17 protein-coding genes are annotated in these 22,244 nt (G+C 72.3%); 9 read left to right on the top strand and 8 right to left on the bottom strand.

Annotation, left to right across the window (positions count from 1 at the left end):
* Positions 1-529: AMP-binding protein (locus tag ALA01S_RS13640; protein WP_157118990.1), on the bottom strand; the 529-nt coding region annotated here is incomplete at its 3' end.
* Between the two features lie 174 nt (positions 530-703).
* Here ALA01S_RS13640 and ALA01S_RS13635 point away from each other — a divergent pair.
* The 4 genes from ALA01S_RS13635 (at position 704) to ALA01S_RS13620 (ending at position 5,933) form a co-directional block, all read left to right on the top strand.
* Positions 704-2,701 carry a PAS-domain containing protein gene (locus ALA01S_RS13635; RefSeq protein ID WP_066337268.1) on the top strand — a complete coding sequence of 666 codons (1,998 nt, stop codon included), beginning with the start codon at positions 704-706 and terminating at the stop codon, positions 2,699-2,701.
* Positions 2,694-3,410 carry a response regulator transcription factor gene (locus ALA01S_RS13630; RefSeq protein ID WP_066337266.1) on the top strand — a complete coding sequence of 239 codons (717 nt, stop codon included), beginning with the start codon at positions 2,694-2,696 and terminating at the stop codon, positions 3,408-3,410. Before ALA01S_RS13635 ends, ALA01S_RS13630 begins: the two co-directional genes overlap by 8 nt.
* Before the next feature lie 358 nt (positions 3,411-3,768).
* Positions 3,769-5,463 (top strand): electron transfer flavoprotein-ubiquinone oxidoreductase, encoded by a 1,695-nt coding sequence (locus tag ALA01S_RS13625; protein WP_066337265.1) that lies wholly within the window; start codon positions 3,769-3,771, stop codon positions 5,461-5,463.
* A gap of 257 nt (positions 5,464-5,720) precedes the next feature.
* Positions 5,721-5,933: a hypothetical protein gene (locus tag ALA01S_RS13620; protein WP_066337286.1), complete on the top strand. Its 213-nt coding sequence runs from the start codon at positions 5,721-5,723 to the stop codon at positions 5,931-5,933.
* A 79-nt stretch (positions 5,934-6,012) separates the two neighbouring features.
* Here ALA01S_RS13620 and ALA01S_RS13615 read toward each other — a convergent pair whose 3' ends face one another.
* Complete coding sequence (locus tag ALA01S_RS13615; RefSeq protein WP_066337263.1) at positions 6,013-6,291, bottom strand: hypothetical protein; 279 nt, start codon at positions 6,289-6,291, stop codon at positions 6,013-6,015.
* Positions 6,292-6,593: 302 nt separating this feature from the next.
* Between ALA01S_RS13615 and ALA01S_RS32975 the strand changes: the two genes are divergently transcribed.
* The 5 genes from ALA01S_RS32975 to ALA01S_RS13590 all read left to right on the top strand — a co-directional run bounded on the left by ALA01S_RS32975 (position 6,594) and on the right by ALA01S_RS13590 (position 15,680).
* Positions 6,594-7,154 (top strand): hypothetical protein, encoded by a 561-nt coding sequence (locus tag ALA01S_RS32975; RefSeq protein ID WP_157118989.1) that lies wholly within the window; start codon positions 6,594-6,596, stop codon positions 7,152-7,154.
* Positions 7,155-7,501: 347 nt separating this feature from the next.
* Entirely contained in the window at positions 7,502-9,361 is a 1,860-nt protein-coding gene (locus ALA01S_RS13605; protein WP_066337261.1) for an autotransporter assembly complex protein TamA, read from the top strand.
* On the top strand, positions 9,362-13,726 hold the full coding sequence (locus ALA01S_RS13600) for a translocation/assembly module TamB domain-containing protein (protein WP_157118988.1): 4,365 nt from the start codon (positions 9,362-9,364) through the stop codon (positions 13,724-13,726).
* 185 nt (positions 13,727-13,911) lie between these two features.
* A complete protein-coding gene (locus tag ALA01S_RS33955) occupies positions 13,912-14,106 on the top strand; it encodes a DUF3606 domain-containing protein (protein WP_066337255.1) in 195 nt (64 codons plus the stop codon).
* Entirely contained in the window at positions 14,103-15,680 is a 1,578-nt protein-coding gene (locus ALA01S_RS13590; RefSeq protein WP_238455792.1) for a glycine betaine ABC transporter substrate-binding protein, read from the top strand. Before ALA01S_RS33955 ends, ALA01S_RS13590 begins: the two co-directional genes overlap by 4 nt.
* Before the next feature lie 13 nt (positions 15,681-15,693).
* On the opposite strand, the gene ALA01S_RS13585 is transcribed toward ALA01S_RS13590, so the two are convergent.
* From ALA01S_RS13585 to ALA01S_RS13560, 6 genes are all read right to left on the bottom strand, one after another.
* Positions 15,694-16,005: a hypothetical protein gene (locus ALA01S_RS13585; RefSeq protein WP_066337254.1), complete on the bottom strand. Its 312-nt coding sequence runs from the start codon at positions 16,003-16,005 to the stop codon at positions 15,694-15,696.
* 182 nt (positions 16,006-16,187) lie between these two features.
* Positions 16,188-18,191, bottom strand: coding sequence for a TRAP transporter large permease subunit (locus ALA01S_RS13580; protein WP_066337252.1), 2,004 nt, complete (start codon positions 18,189-18,191; stop codon positions 16,188-16,190).
* The gene (locus ALA01S_RS13575) at positions 18,191-18,820 is read right to left on the bottom strand and encodes a TRAP transporter small permease subunit (RefSeq protein WP_066337250.1); all 630 of its coding nucleotides are present in this window, start codon (positions 18,818-18,820) and stop codon (positions 18,191-18,193) included. Before ALA01S_RS13575 ends, ALA01S_RS13580 begins: the two co-directional genes overlap by 1 nt.
* 86 nt (positions 18,821-18,906) lie before the next feature.
* Positions 18,907-20,052, bottom strand: a complete 1,146-nt coding sequence (locus ALA01S_RS13570) for a TRAP transporter substrate-binding protein (RefSeq protein WP_066337249.1) — start codon at positions 20,050-20,052, stop codon at positions 18,907-18,909.
* Between the two features lie 152 nt (positions 20,053-20,204).
* Entirely contained in the window at positions 20,205-20,597 is a 393-nt protein-coding gene (locus ALA01S_RS13565; protein ID WP_066337248.1) for a RidA family protein, read from the bottom strand.
* A gap of 20 nt (positions 20,598-20,617) precedes the next feature.
* A complete protein-coding gene (locus ALA01S_RS13560) occupies positions 20,618-22,234 on the bottom strand; it encodes an AMP-binding protein (RefSeq protein ID WP_066337282.1) in 1,617 nt (538 codons plus the stop codon).
* Positions 22,235-22,244: the final 10 nt, after the last annotated feature.

The raw sequence follows: 22,244 nt of genomic DNA, 5'->3' as shown, positions 1-22,244 counted from the left end.
CGTAGGCCGCATCGCCCTGGGCCAGCAGTTGCTCGTAGCTGATCTCGCCCAGGCGAGCGCCGGCGGGGGCAGTCTCGTCCTCGACCTCGATCACGAGGGGGCGCTTGTCGCCCAGCAGCTCCAGCGCCTTGCCCACGACGGGCGCGAACTCGCGGTCGGTGAGCAGCACCTTGGCCTCGCCGTGCTGCAGCATGAAGGCGATGGCCTCGGCGTCCAGCCGCGTGTTGAGCGTGTTGAGCACGGCCCCGCACATGGGCACGCCGAAGTGGGCCTCGAACATGGCCGGCACGTTGGGCAGCATGGCCGCCACGGTGTCGCCGGGCTGCACGTCGCGGCGCGCCAGCGCGCTGGCCAGGCGGCGGCAGCGCTCGTAGGTGGTGCGCCAGTCCTGGCGGGCGCCGCCGTAGACGATGGCCGTGCGCTGCGGGTACACCAGCGCGGCGCGCTCCATGAAACTCAAGGGCGACAACGCGACGAAGTTGGCCGCGTTCTTGTCCAGGCCCAGCGCGTAGGGATTGATCCGGGTCATTGCTCTGCTCCTCCAGGCATCCGGCGGCTCAAAATCGGACCGCGGCGCCGGGCTGAAGGATGGCGAAGGACCTTTTCACGCTCTCCCAGCAAATATGACGAATGTTTGCATCCCGGCTGCGGGGAAGAGCCGGTCCCTAGAATTTGGGCCATGCAAGGTCTGCGACAAGCTCCCATGGTTGAGCAAGCTCAAGCCGGCGACGCCGCCGGCCACCGGCGCTATGCGGCGCTGCAGGCGGCGCTGGACCTCATAGACCAGGGTTTCAGCCTGATGGACAGCGACCTGCGCCTGCTCGCCTGGAACGAAGCCTTCACAAAGCTGCTGGACTTCCCGCCGGAGATGGTGTTCGAAGGCGCCGCCTTCGAGAGCTTCATCCGCTACAACGCCGAGCGCGGCGAGTACGGGGCGGGCGAGGTTGACGGGCTGGTGGCGCAGCGCGTGGCGGCGGCGCGGCGCTTCGAGACGCACGAGCTGGAGCGCGTGCGTCCCAATGGCCAGGTGCTGCGCGTGCGCGGCGTGCCGGTGCCGGGCGTGGGCTTCATCACGCTGTACTCCGACATCACGGCGCAGCGCCGGGCCGAGGAGCAGGCCGCGCTGCAGGCCGCCGAGCTGGAGCGGCGCGTGGCCGAGCGCACCAGCGAGCTCGCACTCAGCGAAGCGCAGATGCGGCTGATCACGGACTCGCTGCCCGCCCTCATCGCCTACTTCGACCACAAGAAGGCCTACCGCTACATCAACCGCGGCTACCAGGAGTGGTTCGGCCTGGACCCCGACCGCCTCGACCAGATCAGCGCCCGCGAATACCTGGGCCGCGAGATCTACGCCAGCATCCGCCCCAACGTTGCGCGCGCATTCGCCGGCGAGCCCGTGACCTACGAGTACGAGGCGCACTGCGTGGACGGCCGCGTGCGCATGGCGCGCACCACGCTCATCCCGGAGAAGGCCGCCGACGGCACCGTGATCGGCTGCTTCGAGCTGACTTTCGACATCTCCGAGCTGCGCCGCGCGCAGGAGCTGCTGTCGCAGGCGCAGAAGATGGAGGCGCTGGGCCAGCTCACCGGCGGCCTGGCGCACGACTTCAACAACATGCTCACCGTCATCATCGGCAACCTCGGCGCCCTGCGCGAGCTGCGCATGGACGAGAAGGTGACGGAGTTCATCGACCCCGCGCTGTCGGCCGCGCGGCGCGGCGCGGAGCTCATACGCGCGCTGCTGGGCTTTGCCCGCCGCCAGCCGCTGGAGGCGCAGGCCGCCGAGGTTGGGCCGCTGGTGTCCACCGTCATCAACCTGCTGCGGCGCTCGCTGCCGGAAGGCATGGAGCTGCGGCTGGACGCCGGGGAGCTGCCGCTGTGGGCCTGGGTGGACGCCAGCCACCTGCAGGACGCGCTGGTCAACCTGGTGCTCAACTCGCGCGACGCGCAGTCGCGCTCGGTGGTGGTGCGCATCGCGGCCGAGACGCTGTCGGCCACGCGTGCGCAGGAGCTGCAGGCCAAGCCCGGCCACTACATCCGCATCGACGTGCGCGACAACGGCTGCGGCATGGACGCCGCCACGCGCTCGCGCGTGTTCGAGCCCTTCTTCACCACCAAGCGCCCCGGCACGGGCACGGGGCTGGGCATGTCCATGGTGTACGGCTTCGTGCGCCAGTCCGAGGGCGCCGTGGCCATAGACAGCGCCCCGGGCGCGGGCGCCACCGTCACGCTGTGGCTGCCCGTGGCGCAAAGCGCCGTGGCCAGCCTCATGGCCGACACCTGCTGCGACGCCGGCCACCGCACCGACCCCAGCGCCGCGCTGGCGCTGCTGGTGGAGGACGACACCGAGGTGCGCAAGGTCGTGCGCCGCGCGCTGGTGGACCTGGGCTTTGCCGTGCTGGAGGCCGAGAACGGCGCCGAGGCGCTGCAGATGCTGGAGTACACGCCGCGCATCCAACTGCTGCTGTCCGACGTGGTGATGCCCGGCGGCGTGGACGGGCGCGAGGTGGCGCGCCAGGCCCAGGCGCGCGGCGTGCCGCGCGTGGCGCTCATGAGCGGCTTCGTCCCCGGCGAGCAGCCCGCCGCGGGCGAGGTGCCCATGCTCTGCAAGCCCTTCACCAAGCGGCAGCTGGCGGACTTCCTGCATCGCCAGGTGCCGGCGGCGGGCGGCGGCCGGATGCCGGGAGCGCTTCATGGTTGAGGCCGCAGCCGCCCTCGTCTACGTCGTCGAGGACGACCCCGAGGTCGCCCGGCTGGTGAGCCTGGCGCTGCGCGACTTCGGCTTCGCCTGCGAGACCTTCGGCGACGGCGCGGGCGTGCTGCGGCGGCTGCAGATGGAGCAGCCGGACCTGTGCATCGTGGACCTGGGGCTGCCGGACATGGACGGCATGGAGCTGGTGCGCGAGATCGCGCGGCGCTGCAGCTGCGGCGTGCTGGTGCTCACCGGCCGCGGCCACACGGTGGACCGCGTGATGGCGCTGGAAGGCGGCGGCGACGACTACGTCGTGAAACCCTTCGAGCCGCGCGAGCTGGTGGCGCGCGTGCGCAGCATCCTGCGCCGCCGGGGCGCCGTCGCGCCCGGGACGGCGCCGCTGCAGCGCCGGCATGCGCGCTTCGCGGGCTGGAGCCTGGACTGCGCGGCCAACCTGCTGCGCGCGCCGGACGGCACCGAGACGCTGCTGGGCACGGCCGAGACGCAGGTGCTGCGCGCCTTCCTGGAGCGGCCGCACCAGATCCTCACCCGCGAACAGCTCATGGGCGCGCGCGACCTCTCGCCGCTGGACCGCAGCATCGACGTGCGCATCTCGCGGCTGCGCCGCAAGCTCGAAGGCGACGCGCAGAACCCCAAGATCATCAAGACCGTCTACGGCGCGGGCTACATGCTCGCCGCGGCGGTGGAGTGGACCTGATTTGTGAGCTGCAAGACGTAAGCCGTGGGCCGTGGGTTGTGAGCCGTGAGCCGTGAGCCGCCACGACTCTCGCCTTTGTTTTTTCCCGCATCACGAAGAGAACCCGGCTCGCCCACTACTTCGTCATTCCCGCCTTCCCGGGAATGACGAAGTAGTGGGCGGCGCGCTTCGGCTTCGGCTTCGGCTTCGGCTTCGGCTTCGGCTTCGGCTTCGGCTTCGGCTTCGGCTGACCGCTGACCGCTGACCGCTGACCGCTTGCAGCCCACTCCAACACCGTTTCCAGCGCAACCTTTCGAACCATCGCGAGCCCTGCAGCCCAGCGGGCGCCGCGCACAGCAACCCCACCGGAGACCCCGCCATGACCCCTCTTCACCTCCTGGAGCAATACGGCCCGCGCGAGGCCATGGACTACGACGTGGTCGTGGTCGGCGCCGGCCCGGGCGGGCTGGCCACGGCCATACGCCTGAAGCAGCTCGCGCAGGCGGCCGGCGCCGAGGTGTCGGTGGCCGTGCTGGAAAAAGGCTCCGAACCCGGCGCGCACATCCTCTCCGGTGCCGTCATGGACCCGCGCGCCCTCACCGAGCTGCTGCCCGACTGGGCCCGCAGCGGCGCGCCGCTGCACCAGCCGGTGGCGGGGGACGACGTGCTCTTCCTCACGCCGCAGGCCGCGCACCGCACCCCCGACTGGCTCGTCCCCCGCAACTTCCACAACGAGGGCTGCTTCGTCGTCTCGCTCGGCCAGGTCACCAAGTGGCTGGCCGAGCAGGCCGAGGGCCTGGGCGTGGACATCTTCCCCGGCTTCGCCGCGGCCGAGGTGCTCTACGACGACAACGGCGCCGTGCGCGGCGTGGCCACCGGCCACATGGGCCTGGGCAAGAACGGCGAGCCCACCGCCGACTTCCAGCTCGGCATGGAGCTCAACGCCCGCTACACCCTCTTTGCCGAAGGTGCGCGCGGCCACCTGGGCAAGCTGCTCATCGAGCGTTTTCAACTGGACGCCGGCCGCGATCCGCAGAGCTACGCCCTGGGCATCAAGGAGCTGTGGGAAGTGCCCGCGGACAAGGCGCAGCCCGGCCGCGTGGTGCACACCGCCGGCTGGCCGCTGCAGGCGGATTGCTACGGCGGCGGCTTCCTCTACCACCTGGAAGGCAACCGCGTGACGCTGGGCTTCGTCACGGGGCTGGACTACGCCAACCCGTGGCTCAGCCCCTTCGAGGAAATGCAGCGCTGGAAGACGCACCCGGCCATCCGCGCGCACCTGGAGGGCGGGCGGCGCCTGGGCTATGGCGCGCGCGCCATCGCGGCGGGCGGGCTGCTGTCGCTGCCCAAGCTGGCGTTCCCGGGCGGCGCGCTGGTGGGCTGCGACGCGGGCACGCTCAACGCCGCGCGCATCAAGGGCAGCCACGCCGCCATCAAGACCGGCATGCTGGCCGCCGAAGCCGCCTTCGCCGCGCTGCAAGCCGGCCGCAGCCGTGACGAGCTGGCCGCCTACCCCGAGGCGTTCGAGCGCAGTTGGCTGCACGAGGAGCTGCACGCCTCGCGCAACTTCAAGGCCTGGTTCAAGAAGGGCCTGCGCGTGGGCGCGCTCATGACCGGCGTGGAGCACTGGCTGCTGCCCCGCCTGGGCGTGAAGACGCCGCCGTGGACGCTGCACCGCGACAAGCCGGACCACCTGGCGCTGCGCCCGGCCGCGCAGTGCGAGCCCATCGCCTACCCCAAGCCGGACGGCAAGCTCACCTTCGACCGCCTCTCCAGCGTCTTTGCCAGCAACACCAACCACGGCGAGGACCAGCCCGCGCACCTGCGGCTGCTCGACGAGCGCGTGCCCCTGAGCGTCAACGCGGCGGCCTACGCCGCGCCGGAGACGCGCTACTGCCCCGCGGGCGTGTACGAGCTGGTGGGCGACGGCCAGGACGGCGGCGGGCAGCAGCGGCTGCAGATCAACGCCCAGAACTGCCTGCACTGCAAGACCTGCGACATCAAGGACCCGACGCAGAACATCACCTGGGTCGTCCCCGAGGGCGGCGGCGGGCCCAACTACGCGGGCATGTGAGGCGAGGGCCGCGCGCTGCGCAAGCGGGGCCGGGATAGCCGGCCCATGGGGAGGTTTCCCTCCCATGTCTGGAGCGGTACGAAGGTCCCGCTGCGGCGGGATATTTGTATCTGGCGACCCTTTTTGTTCCTGAAGAGGATGGAAACCAGCAAGACCGAAATTGATGCCCAAAGGCCGCCGGTTTTCCAGCCGCTTTTTGGCAAATGTCCACCCATTTCCGCCCCGGCTTTTTGGCGGAGAACAACCGGGAAACCGTCATGAAGGCCTCTTGCTCGCATCAGGACGGATTTGAGCTGTGCTTCCAGTCCCTGCAAGGCCCGCACCGGGACATGTCCTTCCCCTGCGACGAAGGCGGCCACGTGGACATGGATCGACTGGAAACCTGCACGCTGCATGAATATCTCTATGCCCGCGCCGTGGTGGGCAAGGAATTTCACCGTCCCGCGGTGAGGCGCCGCCCGCAGGGCTGAATCGGCAATTTCTTTCGTTCGCCGCAGGCTTATTGCGGCCGGGCCCGGCCGGCCGCCCCAAGGAGCCCGCGGAAAATATTCAATCGCGGGCCGGCGAATACAGCCGCGTGAGGCGGCGCCCGTCGGGGCTGCGGTGGCGGCCCTCGCACGGCTCCAGGCCCAAGTCGCCCAACAGCTCGAACACCTTCACGGCCTGCGACAGGCTGGACGTCTCCACCACGTGCAGCAACTCGCCCTCGGCGTCGGCGATGCCGATGCGCATGGCGGGCGCGGCCGGATCCAGCAGGGGCTGCTCCCGGTGCAGCTCGCCCAGGCGGCGACGCAGCTCGGCGGGATCGAAGGCAACGGCGTGGTTCATGTTCTTGGGCCTGGAGGGTGCCGGCCGCCGCGGGGGCGTGGCGGCTGGAACCTCATAAAGAGGGCCGGCACGCCGGTCTGCGGCCCGGCGCCAGCCAATGCCCGTCATGGTGCGCAAGCCGGCGCGCGGTGCGAACCGGGAGCGCATCCGGCGAGCCCGGGAATAGTCCGGTGCCTGCGGCTGGCAAACGCTTGCAGCCCTTCCGCGCCGCCGCGGGCCCTGGCCTTGCTGAGCACCCTGCATGGGCCCCGGCCCGCTCCCGGGCAAGGGCCCGCGCCCCTCCCAGGTTCCAGGAGACCGCCATGGCCCGCCTTGCCCTTCGCCCTTCCCTTGCCGCCGCCGCGCTGGCCGGCGCCGCTGCGCTGTCGCAGGCGCAGACCCAGCCGCTGCCGCAGGCGCCCGCGCAGCCCCAGTTCCCCGCCTACCAGAGCGCCCCGCTCAACGGCAGCGGCGTTGGGCCGGCCTCCGGCAGCGCCGGCGCCGTCACCGGCATGGGGGCGACCACCAACCCCGCCTTGCCCGCCACGCCGACGGCGCCCAGTCCCACCATCCCGTCCACCACCTTGCCGGGCACCACCATTCCCGGCACCACCCTCCTCAGCCCAACGGCGCCGGGCACCACGCCCGTGCCCGGCAGCACCGTGCCGAGCACGACGGTGCCGGCCGCCACAGCAGGTACCACACCGCCGGGGACGGTGGCGCCGCCCCCGCCGCTGAGCGGCGCCACCACGCCGCCCTTGCCCGCCGCGCCCGTGCCGCCGGCCTTGGGCGGCACGGTGCCCAGCGCCACGCTGCCCTCCGCCACCTTGCCCTCCACCACGGTGCCCGGGGGCACGGTGCCGGGCAGCATCCCGTCGCGCTGAGGGCCGCGGCCCCGGTTCCGACGTCCTTTCCAGGCGGGGGCGGCGTGCCGGCACCGCTGTGCCGCCGCCCACCCCGGACAAGTCCCAGGCCCGGCCGCGATCTTCCCGGCCCTGCACCGCCCGCCTTGAGCCCTGCGCTTGCTGTCGTCTCCACCAAGGTTTGCCGCGCCGCGCGGCGGCTCACGCCGATTCGCAGCGGACCACGGCATTCCTTCGTCGGTGCTTTGGGCGGGATTGCGGGATCCCGCCCATTTTTTCGCCGGCTCCAGACCGCGTGCCGCCCCCGTCCGGCGAGGCCGGTACGGTGATTGCCCCTGCGTGCGGCCTGTCCTCTCCACAAGCCGTCAATGCCGCCCACGCGCCCGCGTCCCCTTGCTTTTGCCATCGTCCTGGCCCTGGCCGCGCTGTTGGGCGGCTGCTCGGTTCTGAAACCCAAGTCGGACCAGGAGGCCGCCGCCGCGCGCGGCGAGCCGCCCGCCGAAGGGCCGCCGCGCTACGACATCGAGGTTGAAGGCCCGCGCGAGCTGCGCGCCCTGGTGGGCGACAACCTGGACCTGGCGCGCTTTCGCACCGTCCCGGCCGACCAGGGCCTCACCGACGAGGAGCTCGCCCGCCTCGTCGCCCAAGCCCCCGAGCAGGCCCGCACCCTGTTGCGCACCGAGGGCTATTTCAATGCCCAGGTGCAGGCGCGCCTGGAGCCCGCGCCGGCCGAAGGGAAGCTGCCTCGCGTGGTGGTGAGCATCGACCCCGGCCCGCGCACCACCGTGCAAAGCGTGGACGTGCAAGTGAAGGGCAACCTGCAGCAGCGCGCCGACGCGGGCGAGCGCCCCGCCCAACGGCTGCGGGAGAAGGTACAGAAGGACTGGCCCTTGAAGCCCGGCGACGCCTTCCGCCAGGACGACTGGACCGCCGCCAAGAACGGCGCCATCACCCAGCTGCAAGCCAACGGCTACCCGGCCGCCACCTGGACCGACACGCAGGCCGCCATACGCTCGCGCGAGCAGGCCGCCGCGCTCACCGCCCAAGCCGACAGCGGCCCGCTCTTCCACCTGGGGGGCCTGAAGCTCGAAGGCGTGCAGCGCTACGGCGAGCAGGCGATACGCAACCTGGCCGACTTCCAGCCGGGCGAGCCCTACAGCGAGCAAAAGCTGCTGGACTACCAGGACCGCCTGCGCCTGTCCGGCCTGTACGAGGGCGCGGCCGTCTCCATCGACACCAACCCTTCAGTCGCCGACGCCACGCCCGTCACCGTGCGCGTGCGCGAGCAGCGCGAACAGAACGCCACGCTGGGCCTGGGCTACAGCAGCGACACGGGGCCGCGCTTCACGCTGGAGCACTTCCACCGCCGCCCCTTCGGCCTGAACTGGACGGCGCGCAACAACTTCGAGCTCGGCAGCCAGCGCAAGCTCTGGGAGTGGGACTTGCGGTCCTATGCCAAGGAGCGCATGTGGCAGGACCTGGTGGCCGGCAACGTCGAGCAGCTCAAGGTGGAGGACGAGGACCGCCTCTCGGCCCGGCTGCGCGTGGGCCGCAGCCAAAGCCGCAACAAGCTCGACCGCATGTACTACGGCGAAGGCACCTACTCGCGCGTGGACTCGCCCCTGGGCCGCGTCACCTCGCAGGCCCTCACCGCCAACGCCGACTGGACCTGGCGCGACGTGGACAGCCGGCTGCTGCCCACGCGCGGGCAGGCCGTCATCCTGCAGACCGCCCTGGGCTACGCCCGCAGCGACGAGGCCGAGAGCGGCCCCTTTGGCCGCCTCTACACGCGGCTGCTGGCCTTCCGCCCCTTTGGCAACGGCTGGAACGCGCGGCTGCGGCTGGACGTGGGCCAGGTCTTCGCGCGGCAAGCCATCGGCGTGCCGGACCCGCTGCTGTTCCGTGCCGGCGGCGAGGACTCGGTGCGCGGCTACGCCTACCGCAGCCTGGGGCCGGAGGTGAACGGCGTGGTCACCAGCGGCCGTTCGCTGCTCACGGCCAGCGCCGAGATCACCCACCCCATCTCGCGCCGCATGCCGGCGCTGTTGGGCGCGGCCTTCATTGACGCCGGCAACGCGGCCGAGCGTTTTTCCGACATCAAGCCCGCCGTGGGCGTGGGCGTGGGCCTGCACTACCGCAGCCCCGTTGGGCCGCTGCGGCTGGACCTGGCCTACGGCGTGGACGACGCGCGTTTCCGAGTGCACGTGACGGCGGGGGCAAGTTTCTGAATGAGCGTTGAATCCATGGCCGCCACGAATCCGCCCGCGCCGCCCCCCTCCACGCCCGGCCACACGCCGCCACCCCAACGCCCGCACCGGCTGCGCCGCGCGCTCATCGTCCTTGCCCTGCTGCTGCTGGCGCTGGTGCTGGCCGTTGCCGGCGCCGCCTGGTGGAGCCTGCGCACCGAGCGCGGCACGGCCTGGGCGCTGGGCCAGTTGCCGGGCGTGGAAGTCACGCGGCCGCGCGGCACGCTGCTCGGCGACTTCGGCGCGGACGCCATCACCGTGCGCTTTGGCGTCGGCGGCGAGCTGCGCCTGGTGGAGCCGGCCTGGACGAATCTGCGCGTGAACCGGCTGCGCCTGTCCGGCCCCTACGCCCAGGTCGCCTTCGACGCGCTGACGGCACGCCAGGGCTTTCTGACGCTGCCGCAGGCCCAGGAGCCGCCGCCCCCGAAATCGCCCCCGCCGCAGCAGTTGCGGCTGCCCGTGGCGCTGGAAGTGGGCGCGCTGCGCATCGACGAATTCCACGCCGCCGCCCTGGCCGGCGAGCCGCTGCGTGCGCTGCAGGCGGCGCTGCACGTGGGCGAGGACGGCGGACGCCGGCACCGGGTGGAGAACTTCGCCGTCAGCCGCGGGCCGCTCAAGGTCGAAGGCCAGGCCCAGGTGGGCGCCGACGCGCCCATGCCGGTGCAGGCCGACCTGCGCCTGTCGCAACCCGCCGCCGGCCAGCTCCCCTCGCTGGGCGCGGCCGTGCAGTTGCGCGGGCCGCTGGCCACGCTGTCGCTGGAAGCGGCGCTGCAGGCCCGCACCGAGCCGCCGCAGTCGCTCAACGCCATGGCCACGGTCACGCCCTTTGCAGGGTTCCCGCTGTCGCGGCTGCAGGCCCGCGTGCAGGCGCTGGACCTGCAGGTGCTGCTGCCCACGGCGCCGCGCACGGCGCTCAGCGGCCAGGCCGTCATCCAGCCCAGCCCGCAAAACCAGCTCCAGGCCCGCCTGGAGCTGGACAACGCCGCGGCCGGCACCTGGGACGCCGGCCGCGTGCCCGTGCGCCAAGCCAAGCTGGACGCGCTGATCAACCCCGCCGACCTTGGGCACCTGCAGCTCAACGACGCACAACTGCTGCTGGGCAGCGCCGAGGCGCCGGCCGGCCGCATCAACGCCCAGGGCCGCACCCAGGGCGACGTGTTCACGCTGCAAGCCCTGCTGGAAGAGCTGCGCCCGGCGCGGCTGGACGCGCGCGCGCCTGCGCTCACGTTGGGCGGGCGGCTGGACGCCACGGGGCGCGGTTTCGGCGTGGCCGCCGCGCCGGCGGCGCCGGCCTCCGCCGCGTCCGCACCCGCTGCCCCCGCGGCGGGCCCGCGCTCTATAGACCTCACCGGCCAACTCGCGGGCGAGATGGCGGCGCCCGGCGGCACCGAGGCCTTGAAGCTGGACCTGGAGGCCGGCTGGCAGTCCGAAGCCGCCGCCACCGTGGTGGCGCTGCGCCGGCTGCAGGGCAGCGCCGGCACGGCCCGCCTCTCGGCCCAGGGCCGCATGCGCCAGGCGGCGGCCGGCGCGCCCTGGCAACTGGACACCAAGGCCGCCCTGGACGACCTGGACCTGCGCCCCTGGTGGAGCGGCCCGGCCGACGCACCGCTGCGCCGCTTGCCCAGCCAGCTGGCCGCGCGCGTGGACGCGGCCATGACGCTGCCGGCGGCCGGCCCAGGCGGCGACCTGCTGGCCTGGCTGGCGAGGCTGGAAGGCCGCGCCGACGTGGGCATCCCGCCCAGCCGCCTGGCCGACGTGCCGCTGCAGGGTGCAGCCTCGCTGCGCGGAACCAGCGCCGGCCTGCAAGCCGCCCTGGACGCCCAAGTGGACGGCAACGCCGCCCACGCCCAAGGCCTGCTGGCGCGCAACCCGCAGGCGGACCACTGGGAAGCCACGGTGGACGCCCCCGCGCTGCAGCGCCTCAACCCGCTGGCCGCGCTGCTGCCGGCCCCGGCGCCCGCGGCCACCACCAGAGGTAAGGCGGGCAACAAGCCGGCTGCGACGAGAACCGCCCAAGCCGGCGCCAAGGCAGGCGCGGCGAAGGCGGCCGCGTCCGCACCCGTGCGCCCGCTGGCCGTGGCCGGCGCCGCCAAGGCCAATTTCACGCTGGACGGCCGCTGGCCCGCGCTGCGCAGCCAGGGCCAGGCCAGCGCCGACGGCTTGTCGCTGCCCACCCTGCGCCTGCGCAGCGGCCAGGCCCGCTGGCGCCTGGCCACGGTGGGCGATGCCCCGCTGGAGCTGAACCTTCAACTGGCCGACCTGGCCTTGGCCGGCAGCGGGCAGTGGCTGCGCGTGCCGGCGGTGGATGTGCGCCTGGACGGCACCACCCGCGCCCACCGCCTGGCGCTGCAGGGCGAAGCCGCCGCGCAGCCGCCGGAGTGGACGGACCTGCTGCAACCGCCGCCGCCGGGCGCCGCGGGCACGCGCACCCGCTTCGCGCTGGAGGCGCAGGGCGGCCTGATCCAGAGCGGCAGCGGCGCGTTGCCCGCCACGCTGGCGGGCTGGCAGGGCCGCATCACGCGCGTGGACGCGCGCCGCGCCGGCGCCGCCGACGCGCTGCTGCAGGCGGCCGACGTGGAGCTGGCGTTCCGGATGGCCGAGGGCAGCCGCCCCGCCAGCCTGAACGTGCAGCCCGGCCGCGCCACGGTGTTGGGCGCGGGCGTGCAGTGGAGCGCCGTGCGCTGGCAGGCCGGCGCGGGGGGCGCGCCGGCCCAACTGGACGCTGCCGTCAACCTGGAGCCGCTGGCCGTGGCGCCGCTGCTGTCGCGGCTGCAGCCGGACATGGGCTGGCAGGGCGACCTGGAGATCAGCGGCCGCGCCGTGGTGCGCACGGCACCCACGCTGCAGGCCGACGTGCTGGTGGAGCGCCGCCGCGGCGACCTGAGCCTGGCCGCGGGCGGCAGCCGCCGCGCCATGGGCTTATCGGCCCTGCAACTCTCGCTGCGCGCCAATGGCAACCAGTGGAATGCCGGGGCGGGCGTGGCCGGCCAGCAGATCGGCGTGCTCTCGGCCGGCGCCAGCGCGCGCACGGCGCCGGGCGAGGTCTGGCCCAGCGCCGCCACGCCCGTGCAGGGCAACGTGGAGCTGCGCGTGGCCGACCTGGGCGTGTGGGACCCGTGGCTGCCCGTGGGCTGGCGCCTGGCCGGCACGGTGGACGCGCGCGCCCGCGTGGGCGGCCGCCTGGGTGCGCCGGAAGTCGCCGGCACGCTGCTGGGCAACCAGTTGGGCGTCACGAACTTCGTGGAGGGCGTGCGCGTGCGCGACGGCGAGATGCGCGTGGCGCTGGACGGCGAGCAGGTGCGCATCGAACGTTTCGTCCTGCGCGCGGGCGACGGCACGGCGCAGTTGCAGGGCGGCGCGCGCTTGGGCGAGCAGCCCGGCGTGGACGTGGCGCTGGTGCTGGACCGCTTCCAGGCCCTGGGCCGCGTGGACCGCCGCGTGGACGTCAGCGGCCGGGCGCAGGCGCGGCTGCAGGGCAAGGATTTGTCGCTGCGCGGCGGCTTCAAGGTGGACCGGGGCCTCATCGACCTGGGCCGCAGCAGTGCCCCCGCGCTGTCGGACGACGTGGTGGTGGTGGACGACCCCGCCATGGCGCGCAAGCCCGCCCCGGGCACCGGGCAGCCGCAAACGCCCATGAAGATGGACCTGGACCTGCGCGTGGACCTGGGCAGCGACCTGCGCGTGCGCGGCAAGGGCATCAACACGCTGCTGGCCGGCGAGCTGCGCGTGACCGCGCCCAACGACCAGGTGGCGGTGGTGGGCACGGTGCGCACCGTGGGCGGCGTGTTCGACGCCTACGGCGCCAAGCTGGACATCACGCGCGGCCTGGTGACCTTCACCGGGCCGGTGGCCAACCCGACGCTGGACATCGAGGCGCTGCGCACGGACCTGGACGAGGTGCGCGTGGGCGTGGGCGTGACCGGCTCGGCGCAGAACCCGCGCGTGGCGCTGGTGTCCACGCCGGCGCTCTCGGACATCGACAAGCTCTCGTGGCTGACGCTGGGCAAGGCGTCCACGGACCTGGCGGGCGACCAGACCGCGCTGCTGCAGCGCGCGGCGCTGGCGCTGCTGGCGGGCAACAAGGGCAGCAGCGGCCCCGGCCTGGCGCAGCGGCTTGGGCTGGACGCCTTTTCCGTCTCGCGCGGCGCTTCCGGCGGGCTGTCGGACGCGGTGGTGGGCGTCGGCAAGCAGCTCTCCGAACGCTTTTACGTGGGCTACCGGCAAAGCCTGGACGCCACGGGCGGCGGTTTCGACCTGGTCTACAAGATCGCCCAACGCTTTACCTTGCGGCTGCTGACCGGGGAGACGACGGGCGTGGACCTGGTGTGGACCTGGCGGTGGGATTGAAGGGGGACGGGTTGTTGCCGCTGGAACCATCACCCGGCAGGGCCTCAACGCTCCATGTACTGAAACAACGCAGCGCAGCCCCTGCAGGAGGCCTGCCCGCGGGCCGAACCGTCGCCGGGCTGCAATTTTCTTCATCGGCGGCCTGGCCCATGCCGCACGGGGCATGGCGCTTGCCGCCATGGGCCATGGCTACCCACACCGAACCCACCCGCCCCGGAGACTCCATCGACCTCAACGACGAAGCCGCGATGCGGCGTTGGGTCGATTACTTCGGCGTGACCATCTCCCAGCTGGAGGACGCGGTGCGCGCCGCGGGCAACGACGCGGAGGCCGTGAAACGGCACCTGCTGGAGCAGGGCAGCAGCGCCGGCGCAAGTTGAACCTGCGGGCCGCCGCACGTGCACTGGCGGCACTGGCGCTGGTGCTGCTGGCCGGCGCGGCGCACGCGCAGCAGCCGGCAGGCGCGGCGTCGCGCGCCGGGCAGGCTCCGGAAGCCCACGCCGAAGTGGCCGTGGGCTCCAAGCGCTTCACGGAAAGCTACCTGCTGGGCGAGCTGGTCACGCAGTCGCTGCGGCGCGCCGGCATCGCGGCGGAGCACCGGCAGGGCCTGGGCAACACGGCCATCCTGGAGCAGGCGCTGTCCAGCGGCGCCGTGGACGTCTATCCGGAGTACACGGGCACCATCACGCGCGAGCTGCTGAAGCTGGAAGGAACGCAGGCCGCCGTTTCGCTGGAGCAGCTCAACGCCCGGCTGGCGCCGCGCGGCCTGAAGGCGGCCGTGCCGCTGGGCTTCAACAACACCTACGCCCTGGCCCTGCGCGAGGACGACGCACAGCGGCTGGGCGTGGCCTCCCTGTCCGACCTGGCCGCGCTGCCGCCCGCGCAGGCGGGCGCGCTGCGCCTGGGCCTGTCGCACGAGTTCCTGCAGCGCGCCGACGGCTGGCCGGGGCTGAGCCGCGCCTACGGGCTGCGCATGGCGCCCGGCGCCGGCCTGGACCATGGCCTGGCCTACCAGGCGCTGGCGCGCAAGCAGGTGGACGTGGTGGACGTCTACACCACCGACGCTCAGATCGAGCGGCTGCACCTGCGCGTGCTGCGCGACGACCGCAATTTCTTCCCCCGCTACGACGCGGTGCTGCTGATGCGCGCCTCGCTGGACGAGCGGCCGCTGGCCGCGGCGCTGCAGGGCCGCATCGACGAAGCGGCCATGACGGCCATGAACGCCCAGGCCGAGGTGGACGGCCGCGCCTTCGCCGACGTGGCGCGCGAGTTCCTGGACCGCGGCAGCGCCGCCGCCGCCTCGGCGCCGGCCGGCGCGCCCGCGTCGCCCCCGGGCTTCATGGCGCGGCTGCTGGCGCCGGACCTGGGCCGGCTGCTGCTGCAGCACCTGGCCATGGTGTTCGGCTCGGTGGCGATGGCCGTGGTGGTGGGCGTGCCGCTGGGCGTGCTGGCCCACCGGGTGAAGGCGCTCTCCGGGCTGGTGCTGGGCGCGGTGGGCGTGCTGCAAACGGTGCCGTCGCTGGCGCTGCTGGCCTTCTTGATCGCGCTGGTGGGCACGATAGGTTTCGTCCCAGCCTTGCTGGCGCTGTTCGTCTATGCGCTGCTGCCCATCGTCCGCAACACGCACGAGGGGCTGGCGGGCGTGCCGCAGGGGCTGCGCCTGGCCGGCGCGGCGCTGGGCCTGAAGCCGGCGCAGGTGCTGCGCTCGGTGGAGCTGCCGCTGGCGGCACCCGTGATGCTGGCGGGCATCAAGACGGCGGCCGTGATCAACGTGGGCACGGCCACCGTGGCGGCCTTCGTGGGCGCTGGCGGGCTGGGAGAGCGCATCGTCACGGGCCTGGCCATCAACGACCACGTCCAAACCCTGGCCGGCGCCGTGCCGGCCGCGGCGCTGGCGCTGGTGGTGGAAGCGGTGTTCGCGCTGCTGCAGCGGGGGGTGAGGCGAGGGGTTTGAAGGCGGGCCGGGTTCAGTGCAGGGCCCGCGCCGCCAGCTCCTGGGCGTGCGCGATCGCTGCTTCCGCCTCGTGCAGCGCCTGGCAGATGCCTTGCAGCGCACAGGCCGGCACGGCATCGCGCGCGGCGTCCGCACCCAGCACGGCCAGTTGCGCCTGCTCGCGCAGCGCGGCGATGCGCTGCAGCAGGCAACGCGCTTCGTGCGCCGAAAGCTGCGGCAACGGATGCCGCGAGGCTTGCGCCGGCAACGGGCCCACGGCCGGCGCGTCGGCCGCGGGCCGGCCGGGCTCACCAGCCCACTGCAGGGGTTCGGCCAGGTTGCACATCACAAGGACTTCCCGGGGTTGATCGACGACGGCTTCAGACTACTGTCTTTTTATACATATGCGGACGGCATATGCATTGGGGTCCGCGCCAGGCGCCGCGGCGTCGCCACCTTGCCGAGATGGGGCCGGCGGACGGATGCGCAAGCCGTCCGCCGGCAAGCCGCTGCCCGCGGCGCCCCGCCTCAGCCGCCGTAGAGCTGCCGCGGCAGCCACAGGCCGATGCCGGGGAAGAGGTAGAGCAGGAAGATGGCCACGATCTGTATGCCCATGAAGGGCAGCATGCCCGCGAAGATCTGGTTGAGCGTCACGTGCCGCGGCGCCACGCCCTTCAGGTAGAAGGCGCTCATGGCCACGGGCGGGCTCAGGAAAGCCGTCTGCAGGTTCAGCGCCACCAGCAGGCCGAAGAACAGCGGGTCCACGCCGAAGTTGTCCAGCAGCGGGATGAAGATGGGCATGAAGATCACGATGATCTCCGTCCACTCCAGCGGCCAGCCCAGGATGAAGATGATCACCTGCGACAGCAGCATGAACTCCGTGCGGCTGAGGTTGAGCCCCATCACCCACTGCTCCACCAGTTCCTGGCCGCCGAGCAGCGCAAAGGCCGCCGAGAAGATGGCCGAGCCCACGAACAGCCAGCACACCATGGCGCTGGTCTTGGCCGTGAGGAAGACCGACTCCTTGACCACCTGCAGGTTCAGCCGCCCGTAGGCCGCCGCCAGCAGCGCGCCGCCCAACGCGCCCACGGCCGCGGCTTCGGTCGGCGTGGCCAGGCCGAACACGATGGAGCCCAGCACGGCCAGGATGAGGAGGAGCAGCGGGAAAAAGCTGCCCAGCAGCATCTTGAACACCTCCAGCCGCGCGAAGCTCAAGAGCGCATAGAACAGCAGCAGCACCACGGCCAGCACGCCCAAGGTGATCCAGAAGCCGGCAGGCGCGGACCGGGGAGCGGCGGCGTCGGCCCCCTCGCCCGCCGACACCGCCGCGCCGGGCGGCTCGGCCAGGCCGGCTGAGCCGGAGGACGCGTCCGCTCCCCCCGCGGCGCCCGGCGGCTCCTGCAGCCCGCCGGCACCGCTGCCGGGAGGCTCCTGCAAGGCGCCGCCGGAGGGCGGTTCCTGCAAGCCGCCCTCGGCCGGGGGCTCCTGCAGCGCGCCATCCGGCGGCGGCTCGGCCAGGCCGCCGCCGGCACTGCGCTCGGAGGGCTCTGCACCGATCTCCGTCAGCCCCGATCCGGCCTCCGCCGCCTGCGGCCGCGTCACGACGTCATGGCTCACCAGGGCCGCCGCCACGAACACCAGCGCCGGCAGCGCCGCCACCAGGCTTTGCCCAAGCAGGTAGCCCGTGGGCACGCCATGCGCGCGCCGGCCCTTGAGCGCGGCCAGCAGCCCGGGCAGCACGTGGGCGTGCGGCGCGGCGCCGGCCTGCAGCAGCGGCGCGGGCAGCGCCACGGCGCGCTCCTGCGCGGACAGCGGCGGCGCCAGCGTCGGTTTGAGCTTGGCCACCAGGATGGTGTAGAGGATGTACAGCCCCGCCAGCATCAGCCCCGGAAAGAAGGCGCCCGCGTAGAGCTGCACCACCGACACGCCGGCCGTGGCGCCGTAGACGATGAGCAGCACCGAAGGCGGGATGAGGATGCCCAGGCAACCACCGGCCGTGATGACCCCGGCCGACAGCGGCACCGAGTAGCCCGCGCGCAGCATGGCCGGCAGCGCCAGCAGCCCCATGAGCGTCACCACCGCGCCCACGATGCCCGTGGCCGTGGCGAAGAGGGTGCAGGTCACGAGGGTGGCCACCGCCAGCGCCCCGGGCAGCCGCGCCAGCGCCAGGTGCAGGCTCTTGAACAGCTTCTCTATCAGGTTGGCCCGCTCCACCAGGTAGCCCATGAAGACGAAGAGCGGGATGGAGATGAGCACGTCGTTGCTCATCACCTTGTAGGCCGACTGCACCATGAGGTCCAGCGTCTTGGCCGTGTCGCGCTCGTAGGCCAGCCAGGTGAAGACCATGCCCATGCCCATGAGCGTGAAGGCGGTCGGAAAGCCCAGCATGATGGCCACCACCACCAGCGACAGCATCAGCAGGCCGATGTGGCCGTTGGTGATGCGCTCGGCCCCCACCAGCATGGCCACGGCGCCGGCCCCGATGAGCGCCATCAGGCCGAAGCCGAACCACAGTTCCTTGCGCAGCTTCATCACGCGCCCTCCTGGCGTTGCGCCGGCGGCAGCACGGCGGCATCCGCCGCGGCAGCGCCGTCGGCCTGGACGTGCACCATCTCGCGCAGCTTGTCCACGTCCACCTCCTCCACGTCGCCGTCGCGCCGGGGCCAGCACCCTTCGCGCAGGCACAGCACGCAGCGCACGATCTCCACCACGCCCTGCAGCAGCAGGATGGCGCCGGCCAGCGGGATGACGAACTTGAACGGGTACAGCGGCAGCGCGTCGGCCGAGAAGGTCTGCTCGCGTATGGCCAGCGACTCGTGCGCGAACTGCCAGCCCGCCCACGTGAGCGCCACCACGCCGGGCAGGAAGAACAGCAGGTACAGCGTGAGGTCTATGGCCGCCTGCGTGCGCGGGCTGAAGAAGCCGTAGAGCACGTCGCCGCGCACGTGGCCGTTCTTGGACAGCGTGTAGGCGCCGGCCGTCATGAACAGCGTGCCGTAGAGCATGATCTGCGCGTCCAGCACCCAGGCATGCGGCCTGTTGAGCACGTAACGGCTGAACACCTCCCAGCTGATGAGCAGCGTCAGGCCCACCGCCGTCCAGGCGAAGGCCTTGCCCACGAAGGTGGAGAACCGGTCCACCGCCAGCAATGCCTTTTGCATCGCATCCCCTTCGCTTGCCACAAAAGGAAGGGGCGCCTGCTGCAGGCGCCCCGGACTGTTACTGCCTCATGAGGAGAAGGCCGGGCTCAGGTCTTCTTGGGCTGGGTCTGCCCGGCGCCGCGGCCGAAGTAGTGGTTGTAGGCCATCCTGAAGTCCACGAGGTAGTCGCCCTGCCACTGGCCGGCGCGCTGCGCGAAGGCGCGCTGCGAGTCCAGCACGCGCTTGAACATCGGGTTCTCGGCGGACTTCTTCTCGATGACCTTGTCCCAGGCGGCGAGCTGCGCGCGCAGGATGGCGTCCGGCGTCTTGTAGAACTTCACGCCGGCCTTCTTGAGCTCCTCGTAGTCGCGCGAGTTGCGCTCCACGGCCTTCCAGCTCATGTCGGCGCTGGAGGCCTGCACGGCGTAGTCGATGATGGCCTTGAGCTCCGCGGGCAGCGCCTTGTACTTGGCGCCGTTGAAGAGGATCTCGAACTGCTCGCCGCTTTGGTGGAAGCTTTGCAGCATGCAGTTCTTGGCCACGTCGGGGAAGCCCAGGGCGCGGTCGGAGGAGGCGTTGTTGAACTCGGCCGCGTCGATGAGGCCGCGGTCCAGCGCCGGGACGATCTCGCCGCCGGGCAGCGGGTTGACCGCCGCGCCCAGCTCGGTGAACACGTCCACGGCCAGGCCGACGGTGCGGAACTTCAGGCCCTTCATGTCCTCGGCCTTGGCCACGGGCTTCTTGAACCAGCCCAATGGTTGCGTGGGCATGGGTCCGTACATGAAGGAGACCACGTCCAGGTTGAGGCTCTTGTAGATCTCCTCCGCCAGGGCCTTTCCCCCGCCGTAGTAGTGCCAGGCCAGCACCATGTTGGGGTCCATGCCGAAGGCGGGGCCCGACCCCCACAGGGCCAGCGCCGAGTTCTTGCCGTACCAGTAGGCGATGACGCCATGGCCGCCGTCCAGCGTGCCCTTGCTCACGGCGTCCAGCATCTGGAAGGCCGGCACCACCGCGCCCGCGGGCAGCACCTCGATCTTGAGGCGGCTGCCGGCCATGTCGTTCACCTTCTTGGAGAAGTCGTTGGCGTACTCGTGAAAGATGTCCTTGGCCGGCCACGTGCTCTGGAAGCGCAGCGTGGTGGTCTGCGCCCGCGACACCATGGGCGCGGCCATGGCGCCGGTGCCGACGGTGGCGGCCACGGCATTCTTGATGAAACCGCGGCGCGGGGCCGCTTTGCTGGACTGCTGGCTCATGCTTGTCTCCTCGGTGGGGGTACAGCGCGATGCACTGGCTCGCGATGTGGGCCTGCACTATCGAAGCCGTAGGGCCCAGGCTTCAACCCATGCGCAGGCAACGGCCCCCGAGGCTCGCGATGCTCGCTGCGCTGCAGCAACACGGATGCGGGTCAGTCGGGAACCACGGCCGTGGCTTCCAGCTCCACCTTGGCTTTGTCCTCGATGAGCGCCACGACCTGCACCGCCGTCATGGCGATGTCGTAGTGGCCTATGAGCTCGCGAAAGGCCGCGCCTATGGCCGGCAGCGCGGCGAGGTACTCGCGCTTGTCGGTGACATACCAGGTCATGCGCGCGAGGTGCGAGGGCTGCGCGCCGCCGGCCTGCAGCACGGCCACGATGTTGCGCAGCGCCTGTGTGGCCTGGACCGCGAAATCGTCGCTGGGGAATTGCTGCCGCTCATCCCAGCCGACCATGCCGGCCACGAAGACCATGCGGCCGCGCGCGGACACGCCGTTGGCGTAGCCCCTGGGACGCGGCCAGCCGGGGGGAAGCAGTGCGGACATGGCCGGCTCCTGTGAGGGGTTCATTCGGCGCGCCCCAGGCGGAAGCGCTGCAGCTTGCCGGTGGCGGTGCGCGGCAGCGTCTCCAGGAAGGCGACGGCGCGCGGGTACTTGTAGGGCGCGATGGCCTGCTTCACGAAGTCCTGCAGCGCGCGGACCATGGCCGCGTCGGCCTGAAAGCCCGGCTGCAGCACCACGAAGGCTTTCACGAGCTGTCCGCGCTCGGCGTCCGGCACGCCGATGACGCCGCACTCGGCCACGGCGGGGTGGCTCAACAGCGCCGCTTCCACCTCCGGTGCGGCGATGTTGTAGCCGGCGCTGACGATGAGGTCGTCGGTGCGGGCGTGGAAGTGGAAATAGCCGTCGGCGTCCTGCGAGTAGGCGTCGCCCGTGTAGTTCCAGCCGTTGCGCACATAGCTGGCCTGGCGGGCGTCGGCGAGGTAGCGGCAGCCGGTGGGGCCCTTCACGCGCAAGCGGCCCACGGTGCCGGCGGGCACGGGCTGGTCCTCGTCGTCCACGATCTCGGCGCGGTAGCCCGGGACGACGACGCCCGTGGCGCCGGGGCGGGCGTGGGCCTCGTCGGCCGAGATGAAGATGTGCAGCAGCTCGGTGGTGCCTATGCCGTCGATGATCTCCAGCCCCGCGGCTTCGCGCCACTGCAGCCGCGTGGCCGCGGGCAGCGCCTCGCCGGCCGAGACGCACTTGCGCAGCCGCGTGCCGCGCAGCGCCTCGCCGTGCGCGGCCAGCGCGCGGTAGGAGGTGGGCGCGGTGAACAGCACCGTGGCGCCGAAGTCGCGGATGCCGTCCAGCAACTGCGCCGGCGCCGCCTTCTCCAGCAGCACGGTGCTGGCGCCTATGGACAGGGGAAAGAGCAGCAGCCCGCCCAGGCCGAAGGTGAAGGCCAGCGGCGGGCTGCCGATGAAGACGTCGTCCGCTTGCGCGCGGAGCATGTGCGGCGGCCAGCAGCGGCACACGGCCAGCAGGTCGCGGTGGAAGTGCATGGTGGCCTTGGGCACGCCGGTGGTGCCGGAGGTGAAGGCCAGCAGGCAGGTGTCGTCCGCGGCGGTGTCGACGTTGGCGAAGGCGCGGGGCTGGCGCTGCATGGCCTGCTCCAGCCCCTGCGGGTCGCGGGCGTTGGTGTTGAAGTGGCGGACGTGGCGCAGTTGCGGGCAGAGCTGGGCGGCGGCCATGAGCTCGCGCGCCAGCGCCGTGTCGCACAGGGCATGGCTGCACTGGGCGATGTCCAGCACGTCCTTGAGCTCCTTGGCGCGCAGCAGCGGCATGGTGGTGACGGCGATGCCCCCGGCCTTGATGACGCCGAACCAGCAGGCGGCCAGCATGGGGTTGTTGGCCGAGCGCAGCAGCACGCGGTTGCCGGGGACGAGGTCCAGCTCGTGCACGAGGACGTTGGCGATGCGGTCGGCCTGCTCCTGCAGGTCGCGGTAGGTCCAGATGAGGCCCGGCGCGCGCAGGCACACGCGCTCGCCGCGGCCCTCGGCCACGTGGCGGTCCAGCAGCTCCCAGGCGCAGTTCAGTTGCGCGGGAAACTCCAGCGCCGGCAGGTCGAAGACGAGCTCCGGCATGAGCGGCGGCGGCGGCAGCCGGTCGCGGGCGAAGGTGTCTAGGTGGGCACTGGGCATGGACATCTCC

It is taken from the genome of Azohydromonas lata NBRC 102462 (assembly GCF_001571085.1).
GTDB lineage: Bacteria > Pseudomonadota > Gammaproteobacteria > Burkholderiales > Burkholderiaceae_C > Azohydromonas > Azohydromonas lata.
The sequence above is the reverse complement of the archived record's forward strand: the minus strand, read 5'-3'. Positions and strand labels throughout refer to the sequence as shown.